The following is a 12,411-nucleotide window of genomic DNA, read 5'->3' as shown; positions in this document are numbered from 1 at the left end:
CGACTTTGAGGACCTCGTCCAGGCCAACGAGACCCTGACCACCTTAGTAGATAACGGGGACGGTACGGTGACCTATACCGATGAGGCCGGCACGGCCACCACGATAGCCCTGGCCACGATTATCGACGACTTAGAGACCGTGACCGACCTGGTGGACAACGGCGATGGGACCATTAGCTATACCAATGAAGACGGCACGGTCCAGACCATAGACATAGGTGCGGTCGTCACGGCCAATGAAACGGTAACGACTTTGGCAGACAACACCGACGGCACCTTCTCGTACACCAACGAGGCTGGCGACGTGGTCACCTTCGACGCCAACACCACCACAATGGCGGACAATGGGGACGGCACCTACACCTTCACCAACGCCAACGGGGATGCCATAACCGTGGATGTGCCGCAAAGCGTGGTGGGGAACATCCAGAACGAAGGGGACATATTCAACGAGATCATAAACCTGATAGGCGAGAACGAAGTAGATGCCATCAATGGATTAACAAAAGTTGACGGGGAGATCAAATTGGGCGGTGCTTTAACAGAGCCTACCGAGATCATCACCGACGCCACCAACACCCTGGCCATTTCTGGCTTGGAAGCAGGAGACGTAGTAACAAACAGCGTGGTATCTGTTGACCCGAACGGTGTGCTGCAAACCATAGATGTGGATGCGTTGGCCATAGAACCCTGGCTAAACCAAGCAGACGGCGCCCAGGCTACCACCAACACGCAGGACATCTACCAGATGGGCCGCGTAGGTATAAATACGGCCTCGACCAATAAGCAACTGGAAATAGCAGGGACATTCAAAGCGATGTCGGGTGCCGGAACTCAATTCACCGGAATAGAAACGGATCTAGCTGGATCAAATGCCACGGCTATCTTCCACGTTAATAACGCTAATTTAGGGAATGCCACTGAGATTAGCACAGTGGCAACGAGACAGGGACTTTCACAAGTATATGGGGCTAGTGCTGCTACCAACAGGGTGGGGTTTTTGAATGTGCAAACAGGGGCAGGGGAAACACCGCATTTTGAACTTGCACTTGGTTTCCCGGGCTCACCAACTCCTGAACAGATACCGGAAGGCTCTTCTATAAGGGGAACTTTTGGGGAGATCAATATGAACAGTTTTCAGCCGAATGGCTTACGTTCGAGTATTCAAGTGAGTCGAGCAAACGGCATCCGATTTTCGTATGGCCTCCCTTCTCAACCCACGTTTGCAGATTACATTTTTCCCCGCAACAATCCTACCGCCAATCAGGTATTGGCAGCAGGTAGTACAACACCGCAACAATTGGAATGGAGGGATATGCCTGTGTCCGTTGATGCTGCTATGCCCAAGTTCTTCTATATGCCAGCTATTATAATACCTACGGCAGCGGATCAAGTGCCCTCGGGAGAAACTTTTGGTACTATAGACTTATATGCAAAATATCAAGACCAGTTTGGCTCGCCAATGGTTACGAATACAAATACCACCACTAATTTACCGGTATTACCTGCCAACGAGTTGGATTATTACATCACTTGGTATGACGATACCGTATTTACAAATGTCCAAGTAGATGATAATGGGGTACTGACATACTCGGTAAGCCCAACGGCAGATGTTCTCGTAGGATCGTTTATGAATATTGTATTTGCTGTTAAATAATAAATAGTATGGTAATGATGCAAAATACGTTAAAAAATTTTGGAGCAATAACAATGGTCTTGGTTTTGTTTTCTATAAACAACGCCATAGCCCAACCTTGTTACCCTAACCAGATTGTAACGGCAGCTTATGCAACAGGTGGAACCAGCCCTTATAAAGACCAAGTGCTATGGTTAACCTGGGGATCGTCAAATCAAACAACAGATCCTTATGGTAAACACAATCAACCCTTAACGGCAGGTAATAAATCGTATGCGTCCATATCGTTGGGAAGCGGCAAATACTTATGTGTGGAGGCTGAAATTATTAGTATAACGGGAACTCCAGTGAATAGCTACGCGCCGGGAAACTTTGTAGGAGATTCATTTGATAACCTGTATAATATCGGCGGAACAGGAGCCAACAATAAATTGGTTGCCGGTATTAGAAATAGGAACGATGGGAGGACATCTACACTTAGGCTAAGGTGCAAGGCTACCATTGGAAGCGTCCCTATTCGCATTGCAGGATTGGTAATTGCAGATGCGGAGTCTTTAGCTCCTACTGAGTATATCTATGCAACGGCAGATGGCAGGTGGACTATAGTAGAGCTAAAAAAAAATGTTGGGGCGGGGGACTATAGGGTAAGAAAAGAAAATGTGAACGGAACAACTCAACAAATCATGAGGTTTTTAAGAGGAAATGATAACAATACAACCGCTATCTCGTTTCTCTCTTTTAATGAATCTGCCTATAACAATACAGGAATTAATCCCGATCTTTCTGTTCAGTTTACCGCAACGCTAAAAGGAGGAGGGCTAACAGCCTTGGCAATAGGTTTATTAACGCCAAACGCAGATTTAGGGGATGCACCGGAATCGTATGGCAGCCCGATTCACCTATTGCAAAATCTTACATTTACAAGTGATGGAATTAACCCGAATCCAATATTTTATACCAACATTAATACCATCGGTTATAATCCGGGAGCTTTGGTAAGTACTTTAGGCAGTTATCTGGGAAGCACTCCCCCCGATGCCGATAATAATTCTATGTTTTCAAAAGATGCCCTGGGCGATGATAATTCGGGAGACGCAGGAATAGATGAAGAAGACACTTGGCCAATACAGTATAAACGTTTTTCATATAAAGCCTACTATATGCCGGGGAACATTATCAGTGCACAAATTCCATATAAAGGGGCAAAAGCCGGTGCACGGATATCGGGTTGGATTGATTTTAACCGGAACGGCACATTCGATACTGACGAAAGGCAAACGGCTATTGTTCCTGCCAATGGCGACGGAAATGTAGCATTGCAATGGACGGTGCCTTCTGTAAGGAAACCTTACAGTACATACGTAAGGTTACGCTATTTTGACCCGAGCGAACCCGATGCAACAAGCCCTGACAGTAACGTGAATTTTGGAGAAGTGGAAGATCACAGGATGTATATTTTAGGGCCTGCCATTACAAACCCCGGGCTTCCTTCAAAAGCAAAACAATAAGACTATGCGCAATAAGATCAACATGAAAATTATTGGCATTTCGTCGCTTTTCCAACTTTCGTTTTATGCAAAACGGCAAACAGTGGAAGAGTTGCCAGCAACATTGAAACACATCTTACAAAACATCATAATCATAATAGGCGTTACGATGTTATCTTCGGTTCCCGTTTCTGCGCAAACAGGCGAAGGTAGTGCCACGGCAGACAACTCGACGGTGGTTGTGAGCCCCGGGACGGTTGAACTCCGCTTTTCTGAGACTTCCTATTTCGGGCCTAATGCGCATTGGGAGATCCATGGAACATTGGAAATATGGAGCAAAAACATTTGGATAGCACCCACAGCGACCTTCACGGGCACGGGACGGATCATCATCCATGACCCTGCCACCAACCCGTATTATGAGCACATGGAATCCGGACCTACATTGATTGATGGGAACAATGGGACATTCATCGGGTTGGATATCGAACTGAGGAACCCGGGCAACCTGATGCTCGCGGATTTCGGGGATCCGGGGTACGGAACTGCCAATCCGGAGTCGGCTAAAGCCGCGGCGCTGAATATTGGTGGGCTGTTCGAATTTGCCATGGATGGCGGGGATATCATATTGAATGGCCACGATCTCGGTATGGACGTGTCGGCAAGGTTGATGGGATACAACAGCCAGCGGATGATCGTAACGGGCAACAGCACTGCTGGACATGTAATCAAGTCCTATGGCAATACCCAGCCGTTCGTGTTCCCGGTAGGTATCGCCGAAGGTGATTACACCCCAGCCACACTCGCGCCTGATGCCACGACCACCCTATATGTGAGCGTGCAGGACTATGGTGCGGCGGGTATCGACCTACCGGATCCGGAACGGGGCATGGACCGCATCTGGCATGTCCATGCCGATGCTGGGGTAAGTACCATGTACACATTGCAGCATAACAGCATCACCAACGGCAGTGCCTATGTGGATGCCGATGCGCAAATCGTGCAATATGCAGGCAGTGGCAACTGGATCGGAGACGTGACCGTACTAGCGGGCGAAGGTATCCATACGCGGGCCGATATATTAACCGTGGCCGGTGTGACGGCGGATGGCGGATGGTTTACCAAGTTAACAGACGGGGAAGAGGTCGGACCCGAGATCACCGACGATTCCGCAACGGTGGAATCCGGTTCATCCGTACAGATCAACGTCTTAGAAAATGACCGACCGGGCAGCAGTCCGATTGCAGTGGGCAGTGTACGCATTACGCGGCAGCCGAGCAACGGCACGCTGGTGGTCAACCCCGATGGCAGCATCACCTACACGCCCAACCCCGGTTTCGTTGGGGACGACAGCTTCGAATATGAGACTGCCGATGAGAACGGTCTCACCGATACGGCGACGGTAACCCTCACGGTGACGCCAAGAGCGCTACGGATACCGAACGTGTTTACCCCGAACGGCGATGGTAAGAATGACGTGTTCGAAATCGAGGGCATCGAAGGGTTCGACCGCATCGAGGTGACCGTGGTGAACCGCTGGGGCAACGAAGTGTACCGGAGCACCAACTATAGGAATGACTGGGACGGCCGCAACCTCAATGAGGGAACATACTATTACCTGATTACGACCCATAAGGGGGGAACCCTTACGGATTATAAGGGTTGGATATTGATTAAGCGACAGTAAGCAATGCGTTAATTCGCAAATACGCAGATTCGCTATTCGCAAAAAGCGCATAAACAAAACCCGACGCAGGAGGGTTCATTGATGCCTTTAAAAACAAACAGGGAATCAATAATCTGCAAATAAGCAAACAAGAAAAAGGAAATGAAAAGGACAATCATAAAAACGATGATACTTGCGGCATTGCTGGGGGGCTCTGGGATGCTCCGGGCCCAGCAGAACATTCAGTTCACGCAATACATCTTCAATTCGATGAGCGTTAACCCAGCCTATGCCGGTTATAAGGAGGAATGGTTCGGGCAGTTGGGCCTCCGTAGCCAATGGGTGGGGTTGGATGGCGCTCCGCAAACCGGATTGCTGTCCATAGACGGCGTAGTAGATCCCCTACGTAAGCGCCATGGTGTGGGCCTCCAGGTTACGGCGGATAAGTTGGGGCCCCAAGCAGCCAATGCGGCATACCTGAACTATGCTTTCCGGTTGCAGCTGAACACCGAAGATACCCGGCGGCTGAGCTTTGGTGTAGGCGCAGGAGCTACGCAGTATAGCCTGGACGGCACCCAGCTCGATCCGCTCCATTTGGGCGACCAAGCGCTCCCGCCGAACAAGATCAGCAACTTTGTACCAGACGTACGATTTGGTATCTATTATTACAGTCCCCGATGGTACGCGGGGGCTTCGGTGATGGACCTGCTGTCGGGCGACCAAAGCAATAACATCTTCCGCTGGGACAATACCACCACGGACAACATCCGGCGTAAACGGCACCTGTATTTCATCGGTGGGGCGTTGGTGGATCTCAGCGATGGGCTCAAACTGCGCCCAAGCTTGTTGGTGAAGGAGGATTTTAAGGGGCCCACCAGCCTCGATGTCAACGCGATGTTCATCTTTGGTGACCGTTTCTGGATCGGCGGGGGCTGGCGCACGGGGGTGACGGTGTTCCAGAAGGATTACCAACGCGTGACAGGTAGTAGCCTCAGCAGCCGGAATTCGTTTTCGGTCGTTACGCAGCTTTACGCGACGGACGATTTGCGGATTGGCTACTCCTATGATCATGTATTAAGTCGCCTGAGTAGCGTACAGAACGGTTCGCACGAAGTGACATTGGGAATCACGTTTGGAAAGCGTTATCGCCGGATGCTTAGCCCGAGGTTCTTTTAGGCAACAAAAACGAAAATAAGATAAGAGACTATGAGACCACAATACCTATACACCATGATGATGATGCTCACGCTTCCTTGCTGGTTATACGGCCAAGAACAGCCGAACCTAAGGCAACGGGCGGAAGAACATTACCTAAAGTACGAGTATTCCCATGCCATAGCACTGTATCTCAATCTAGTCGACGGCCGTAAGCCCCGACTTCGGGATTTGGAACGTTTGGCAGTCTGCTACAAAAAATTAAATGACTATGAGTCGGCAGAGAATTGGTATGCCCGTGTGGTGCAGCACGAGGATAGCGATGCGGAAAACCTCATACGCTATGGCGACGTACTCAAAAGCAACGGAAAATATGACGTCGCCAAGAAACAGTTGGAAGCTTACGCGGCAGAGACGGGTGATTGGGAAAGCGTTGCTATACAGTTGGCCGGTTGCGACTCCGCAGTCGTTTGGATGGCCAATCCTACCCCGCATAAATTGAGGAATGAGGCCAACGTGAATACCGCACTGTCAGAGTTTTCCATATTCCCCTTGGGCGATAAGGCATACTACGTGGGGGAACCCGACGCATTGGTGGGACAGCGATTATATGGCTGGACGGGAAATGCCTTTTTGCGGGTATATACGGTAGATGTGGCATCAGATCATACCTTGAGCCACCCCAGCATCGCTGAGTCCCCTATCAATAATGAGCGCTTCCATATCGGTCCGGTGGCAGTGGATGCGGGAGGCAATACCCTTTACGTAACACGTACCTACCCAGGCCATGATGGGGAGTACGTACGGGAAGGTAAAAAGAAAATCATTACCAATAGATTGGAATTGTACATCCATACCCATCAGGGTGGTACGTGGCAAGTTGAACCCTTTGCCTATAATGATGTGTCCATGTATTCGGTTGGGCATGCAACCCTCAGTTCCGACGGACAGACACTCTATTTCGTGAGTGACATGCCGGGCGGGCACGGCGGAACCGATATTTGGTATTACGTGGAGGAAGCAGACAATCGTTGGGGCAAACCGATGAACGCGGGGCCTATTGTCAACAGCCCGGGCGATGAACTGTTTCCGAATATCGGGCCGGATGGCGCATTGTACTATTCCAGTGATGGATTGGCAGGAATGGGTGGCCTTGACGTATTCAAGTCCCTAGGAAGCGAATCGACTTGGAGCAAGCCAGAAAATCTCCGGTATCCGGTCAATTCAGCCGGTGACGATTTTGCTTATATCGTGAGCACTGAAAATGAGGGTGGATTGGCGGGATTCCTTTCCTCCAACCGCAAAGGGGGTGTGGGTAATGACGATATCTATTCATTCAGCTATGAGAAACCACGGATTGTTATCGTCCTCAACGGAACGACCTCAGACAAGTCCACGGGCGAACGCATCTCTTCCACTTCGGTGACACTATACGACGGCACACGTGAAATTGTAGCGAAGAAGAACAGCGACAAAATGGGTAGGTTTGAATTCATCCTCGATAGCGACATGGGTTATACGGTGCTTGGCCAGCAGGAAGGTTACCATGCCGATTCGGCCAAAATCAGGACGCATGGCATCACCACATCAGACACCTTGGAGGTGGCGCTACTATTGGAGCCGGTGTCCAAGATAGGTCAGACTTTTGAACTGGAGCATATCTATTATGATTTTGATAAGGACAATATCCGTCCAGATGCCGCGGCAATACTGGATGAACTGGTTCGTACAATGCGTGACAACCCTACGCTGAAAATCGAATTGGCTAGCCATACAGACAGCCGGGGCAGCGATGCCTACAACATGGATCTATCTCAACGCAGGGCACAGTCGGCGGTAAATTACCTGGTAAGCAGGGGTATCTCGCGCGAACGGATGGTAGCGCAGGGATATGGAGAGACACGGTTGGTGAATCATTGCAGCAATGGAGTGCCATGTAGCCGTGCTGCACATCAAGCCAATAGGCGTACGGAGGTTACGGTATTGGCATATTGAGCAGACTGGTAGGTAGAAAAAACATAGATTTTGGAGATAATGATATTCGTGTGAAACCGCTTTTAAGAACTAAGGAACTGCTGTTTGTGGTTGTGGACAACCATAAGGGCTTGATGTCGGCCGTTGAGGGTAATTACGGTATAGTCGCCTTTGGCGAAAACATGGAAGATCTTAAGAACGTGATTGTGTTGAAAGTGCGGCAATTCTTCAATGGTCACTTCAAGGGAATTATCCGAATACGCCAATTCAGTGATCATATTGTCAGGATATAGCTAATCGTTACAGTTCTTTTTTAAACAGTTTTGTAAATGGATTATTTAACGTATTCTATTAGATTAGATTATTTACTTGAGTTGATAAATAAGCGTAGGCTTCATTCGCCCAAAGAGATTGCAGAAAAATTCAATTGCACAGAAAAGACAGTCCGCAATATGATTAATGTTTTAAGAAAAAAAGGTCATAAGATAGAATACTGTAACCAGAATAGGAAATATTTGTTAAAAAGTGAATGACGGAATATCTTTTTCCGTCTAATTACATTATTTCGTCATTGAAAATAATGTAAACTTAAAATTTTATCCAAAATGAAAATCAGTAAACTATCAAAAGAAAACCAATTCTCGATGGAACAGCGTACAGTTCCTTACGTACCTTATTGGCCTTGGGGCAATTAACTTATAATAATCTTAATGATAGTGAAACTCACAAACAATTATAAAGAGCGATTGATAAGGGGATTCGCGTTTTTTTTAGCTATATTCTTATTGCTTTTCGCCAAGGACATGGCACTGGAGGGGAAGACAATTTCAGAACTATTTGAATGGAATAACCTAATTTTTATAATCATAGGGGGAGTTGGCTCTGCTTATTTTTTGTTTGACAGTAAAAAGGACAAATAATAGTTCAGAGCGATTACGGTTCCATCATGGAAGTAACTGAAACTATTATGTAATCTTGCTGGACAGGCCCGTTATCAGAATTCATTATTTCGGGCCTGTCTTTTTATTTCAGTGCAGCCGGCATGATTTCGCCCGTTATGATGGCTTCCACCTCGCTGTATATTCTTTCATAATTTTGTTCCAAAAGTTTCTCGGTAACACCCTCTACAAAAGGTTCAACGGCCAAAAGACGTTCATTCGGGTCTACTTTTACCGTACCCCGTACTTTTGTTTTTTGTGATTCGACCGATAGGCCTACAAATTCACCCTGTTTAAGTTCGTATAACCTATCGGAACGAGAACCTCTGGTCAAGCGAACGGTCATGGTATACATGGCAGCCAACAATGACCTCAAAAAGGAAGCCCTTCGCAGCATCGACGAAATGGAAATGGTTGCTGACCAATTTGATGGACGGATGTTGGTGTTAATCATTCGGATACGACAAGGGGCAGCAGATGGACATAACGGAAGTTAAATGACAAAAAGCATACCCCATTCACGTACAAACCGGTTGTTTTATATCACCTAAATTGGGGTAGTATTTCCCACAAATATGGTGTGAAGAAACGATGATATTTTTATTTTCCTTTGACTTGTTAATCGCTTCGTTCGATATTTTGATAGCTCGACAAGCTAACAGCGTATTGTTCCTAAGGGGGATTAACAAGAAGAAACCTGCATGAGCTACCGCTCAAAAAAGGGCATGAACTAAGCGAAGCGGTCTCTTGAATGCCATTGAAAACACAGAAGAAATGAAAAATAAGACAGCTCATGCAAGCTTCATTGCCGTTAAAGAACAATTTATTCTAATGAAAAAAGTTTAAACAAGTTCATAGTTAAATCAATGAAGAAAAATAACATAAAAATAAAATCATGAAAATTTTATTAATTGGAGGAACTGGCAACATTGGCCAGCGAATATTAAAAGAAGCCTTAAATAAAGGATATGAAGTAACAGCCGCACAACGCAAACCGGAAGCCCTAGAATTGAAACACCCGAATTTAGCAGTAATTAAAGGCGACTTGCTAAATGAGGCAGAATTACCCTCATTAATAGCTGGTAAAGATGTTGTTGTATCCGCAATATCACTTTATGCAGGACTAACGCCTGAACAGTTTAAAAAAGCACATCAAAACCTTATCAATGCCTTAAAAAAACAACCGCAAACAAGAATTATTGCTGTTGGCGGAGGTCCTAATAATGAGATTGCACCTGGCCTGAAAATGTTGGATAATGCCGACATTATGAATAACATTCCGGAAGAATATAAACCATCGATTTTTGCACACGGTGAAGTGCAGGGGTTTTATGAAAATTCGGGGTTGAAAAACTGGACTTATTTTAACCCGGCTGCGATGATACAAGCTGGCGAACGTACAGGTAAATTCAGATTAGGAACTACCAATCTGGTTGCTGACGAAAATGGAGCAAGCACCATTTCATTCGAAGATTATGCGGTTGCGTTGGTTGATGAAATCAAAAATCAGCAATTTGTAGGCAAGCCATTTACCATTGGTTATTAAATCATCTAAAAAAAATGAAAAAAAATAAAATTATTTATTGGACAACCACAGGCATAATTACAGCCATAATGCTTTTTAGTGCATTCGGATATTTTACTAATCCTGATATGAAAGCGGCATTTGTACATTTAGGTTTTCCAGATTATTTCCGAGTTGAACTAGGAGTACTAAACGTACTTGGTGCTATAGCATTAATACTTCCACGGGTTTCAGATAAGATAAAATCATTTGCCTATTTCGGGTTCGCACTGACTTTCGTTTCTGCATTTATAGCTCACTTTGCAAGTGGAGATCCACTATCTGTAGTCATTATGCCTATTTTCTTTTTAGTGGTTTTGGCGGTATCATATTATTTTCAAGATAAATGAAAAATAAAAAGAATAAAGTAATGAAAAAGAAAAGAAGTTTTTCAGTAAAAGGTCAAAGAGCCGATGTCGGTACATTGGCCATCATGAGAATATTGCCCAATCGGTATGCCGATAAAATAGGCCCTTTCGTGTTTTAGACCACCTACCGCCAGTAATTAAAGAGACCGTTCATGTAGGCGGTATGGGTGACACACCGCCGTCGCATACCATCGTTTTCCCTCCCATCCATCGGGCAATTTCCAAAGCGCCAGTTTTAAGCAGCAAAATCGAGGGTATACCTGAAATCAATGACAAACTAAAGAAAGATTTACCACCGAACTTTGTCCTGTTAATTTAAACAAAGTATTATGGACATAGCAAACAAAAATATCGTCATTACCGGTGCTTCTGCAGGAATTGGTGCAGCACTGGCTTTGGAACTAGCATCTAAAGTAAAAACACTCATACTAATAGCCCGAAGAAAAGAACTGCTAGATAAGATTTCACAAAAAATAATCGCTATTAACTCATCTGTAAAAGTGATTATTTTTCCTTCAGATATTACTGATGAGAAATGTCAGCAAGAAATTATTGACCGACTGGAAGAACAAAAAATAACCATAGATATTTTGATTAACAATGCTGGTGTTGGTGACGAAAAATATTTTCACGAAAGTGATTTAATGAAGCTATACAGCATTATTGACCTTAATATTAAAAGTGTTGTTTCCTTCACTCATTTGGTTTTAAGAGAAATGATGCAAAGTCCTAAAGGCAAAGGCATTGTGTTCATGGGTTCCGGTGCAGGTATTGCTTGGATGCCCGGAAGCGCCGTATATTCAGCATCCAAACATTTTATTACCGGGTTTACAATGAATCTTAAAGCTGAATTAAAGCCTTACGGAATAGATATTGTATTGGTTACACCCGGACCCGTAGATAGTGAGTTTGACAAAAATGCGGGAATAGATGGAGGTATGAAAGGCGGTCCCTCTCAAAACACCCGTATATCATCAGAAGAATGTGCAGCAGATATTGTAACCCAATTAGAAAAGAACAAATCGCTTATTCTGCCGGGCAGAAAACTTCGCAGACTAATGAATCTGTATATCAACTTCCCCTGGTTTTTGAGAGAAAAGCTTTTATTGAGTGATGGAAAAAAAATGTTTAACCAGAAAAATAAAAAGTCATGAATTACTTAGAAATAATCACCATTATTATAGTGGGTTGGGTAGCGGGAGCAGAGTCAGGTTCCTGGATGTGTGTACACCCGGTAATCACAAAGTTACCTCCTGCTGAACAAATCACATTTCAAAAAGGATTGTTGAAAACATTTGGAAGGATTATGCCGATTTTAATGCCTTTAAGTTTAATCTTAGTTATTTCGATCTATGTCGCTAACCCTATCAAAATAAGCCTTTCGGGAACTTTACAATTGATCAGTAGTATCGTATTTTCTTTAGCCATTGCAACCACTATATTCTTTAATGTCCCAGTAAATGTCGCTACTGGTCATTGGAAAAGTGACGACTATTCAAATGAATGGAAAAGAAAACGAAGAATATGGCGTTTTTTTCAAGGATATCGTTCTATAGTTTTCATTCTGACTTTTGCTTTATTAGTGTTTGCATCGCAAAGTAAATAAGGCTGCAGTACGGT

Annotated in this window: 13 protein-coding genes; 12 read left to right on the top strand and 1 reads right to left on the bottom strand. The window is 45.3% G+C overall.

The window, feature by feature from the left end; all coding sequences use genetic code 11:
• The 7 genes from NF543_RS23675 to NF543_RS25605 all read left to right on the top strand — a co-directional run.
• On the top strand, positions 1-1,660 hold a 1,660-nt coding region (locus NF543_RS23675), incomplete at its 5' end, for a hypothetical protein (RefSeq protein ID WP_257957567.1).
• Positions 1,661-1,713: 53 nt separating this feature from the next.
• Entirely contained in the window at positions 1,714-3,147 is a 1,434-nt protein-coding gene (locus NF543_RS23670) for a CshA/CshB family fibrillar adhesin-related protein (protein WP_257668786.1), read from the top strand.
• A gap of 4 nt (positions 3,148-3,151) precedes the next feature.
• The gene (locus tag NF543_RS23665) at positions 3,152-4,813 is read left to right on the top strand and encodes a T9SS type B sorting domain-containing protein (RefSeq protein WP_257668785.1); all 1,662 of its coding nucleotides are present in this window, start codon (positions 3,152-3,154) and stop codon (positions 4,811-4,813) included.
• A 141-nt stretch (positions 4,814-4,954) separates the two neighbouring features.
• Positions 4,955-5,968, top strand: a complete 1,014-nt coding sequence (locus NF543_RS23660) for a PorP/SprF family type IX secretion system membrane protein (protein WP_257668784.1) — start codon at positions 4,955-4,957, stop codon at positions 5,966-5,968.
• Positions 5,969-5,998: 30 nt separating this feature from the next.
• Positions 5,999-7,942 carry an OmpA family protein gene (locus NF543_RS23655; protein WP_257668783.1) on the top strand — a complete coding sequence of 648 codons (1,944 nt, stop codon included), beginning with the start codon at positions 5,999-6,001 and terminating at the stop codon, positions 7,940-7,942.
• A 50-nt stretch (positions 7,943-7,992) separates the two neighbouring features.
• The gene (locus tag NF543_RS23650; protein WP_257668782.1) at positions 7,993-8,214 is read left to right on the top strand and encodes a hypothetical protein; all 222 of its coding nucleotides are present in this window, start codon (positions 7,993-7,995) and stop codon (positions 8,212-8,214) included.
• 36 nt (positions 8,215-8,250) lie between these two features.
• Positions 8,251-8,454 carry an HTH domain-containing protein gene (locus tag NF543_RS25605; protein ID WP_373275029.1) on the top strand — a complete coding sequence of 68 codons (204 nt, stop codon included), beginning with the start codon at positions 8,251-8,253 and terminating at the stop codon, positions 8,452-8,454.
• A 490-nt stretch (positions 8,455-8,944) separates the two neighbouring features.
• On the opposite strand, the gene NF543_RS23645 is transcribed toward NF543_RS25605, so the two are convergent.
• Positions 8,945-9,214 carry a hypothetical protein gene (locus NF543_RS23645; protein WP_257957566.1) on the bottom strand — a complete coding sequence of 90 codons (270 nt, stop codon included), beginning with the start codon at positions 9,212-9,214 and terminating at the stop codon, positions 8,945-8,947.
• Here NF543_RS23645 and NF543_RS23640 point away from each other — a divergent pair.
• The 5 genes from NF543_RS23640 to NF543_RS23620 all read left to right on the top strand — a co-directional run bounded on the left by NF543_RS23640 (position 9,213) and on the right by NF543_RS23620 (position 12,397).
• Positions 9,213-9,356 carry a hypothetical protein gene (locus NF543_RS23640; protein ID WP_257957565.1) on the top strand — a complete coding sequence of 48 codons (144 nt, stop codon included), beginning with the start codon at positions 9,213-9,215 and terminating at the stop codon, positions 9,354-9,356. The genes NF543_RS23645 and NF543_RS23640 overlap by 2 nt on opposite strands.
• Positions 9,357-9,754: 398 nt before the next feature.
• A complete protein-coding gene (locus NF543_RS23635) occupies positions 9,755-10,405 on the top strand; it encodes an NAD(P)-dependent oxidoreductase (RefSeq protein ID WP_257668779.1) in 651 nt (216 codons plus the stop codon).
• A gap of 14 nt (positions 10,406-10,419) precedes the next feature.
• Complete coding sequence (locus NF543_RS23630) at positions 10,420-10,773, top strand: DoxX family protein (protein ID WP_257668778.1); 354 nt, start codon at positions 10,420-10,422, stop codon at positions 10,771-10,773.
• 347 nt (positions 10,774-11,120) lie between these two features.
• A complete protein-coding gene (locus tag NF543_RS23625; protein ID WP_257668777.1) occupies positions 11,121-11,945 on the top strand; it encodes an SDR family NAD(P)-dependent oxidoreductase in 825 nt (274 codons plus the stop codon).
• A complete protein-coding gene (locus NF543_RS23620; protein ID WP_257668776.1) occupies positions 11,942-12,397 on the top strand; it encodes a DUF1772 domain-containing protein in 456 nt (151 codons plus the stop codon). Before NF543_RS23625 ends, NF543_RS23620 begins: the two co-directional genes overlap by 4 nt.
• Positions 12,398-12,411 lie beyond the last annotated feature (14 nt).

The organism is Parapedobacter tibetensis, assembly GCF_024704835.1.
In the GTDB taxonomy this organism is placed as follows: domain Bacteria; phylum Bacteroidota; class Bacteroidia; order Sphingobacteriales; family Sphingobacteriaceae; genus Parapedobacter; species Parapedobacter tibetensis.
The sequence above is the reverse complement of the archived record's forward strand: the minus strand, read 5'-3'. Positions and strand labels throughout refer to the sequence as shown.

Bases quoted from the DNA above. Each gene is read 5' to 3' on its own strand.
- NF543_RS23660 (WP_257668784.1), top strand. From the start codon at position 4,955: ATGAAAAGGACAATCATAAAAACGATGATACTTGCGGCATTGCTGGGG.
- NF543_RS23655 (WP_257668783.1), top strand. From the start codon at position 5,999: ATGAGACCACAATACCTATACACCATGATGATGATGCTCACGCTTCCT.
- NF543_RS23640 (WP_257957565.1), top strand. From the start codon at position 9,213: ATGGCAGCCAACAATGACCTCAAAAAGGAAGCCCTTCGCAGCATCGAC.
- NF543_RS23670 (WP_257668786.1), top strand. From the start codon at position 1,714: ATGGTCTTGGTTTTGTTTTCTATAAACAACGCCATAGCCCAACCTTGT.
- NF543_RS23665 (WP_257668785.1), top strand. From the start codon at position 3,152: ATGCGCAATAAGATCAACATGAAAATTATTGGCATTTCGTCGCTTTTC.
- NF543_RS23630 (WP_257668778.1), top strand. From the start codon at position 10,420: ATGAAAAAAAATAAAATTATTTATTGGACAACCACAGGCATAATTACA.
- NF543_RS23620 (WP_257668776.1), top strand. From the start codon at position 11,942: ATGAATTACTTAGAAATAATCACCATTATTATAGTGGGTTGGGTAGCG.
- NF543_RS23625 (WP_257668777.1), top strand. From the start codon at position 11,121: ATGGACATAGCAAACAAAAATATCGTCATTACCGGTGCTTCTGCAGGA.
- NF543_RS25605 (WP_373275029.1), top strand. From the start codon at position 8,251: ATGGATTATTTAACGTATTCTATTAGATTAGATTATTTACTTGAGTTG.
- NF543_RS23645 (WP_257957566.1), bottom strand. From the start codon at position 9,214: ATGTATACCATGACCGTTCGCTTGACCAGAGGTTCTCGTTCCGATAGG.
- NF543_RS23635 (WP_257668779.1), top strand. From the start codon at position 9,755: ATGAAAATTTTATTAATTGGAGGAACTGGCAACATTGGCCAGCGAATA.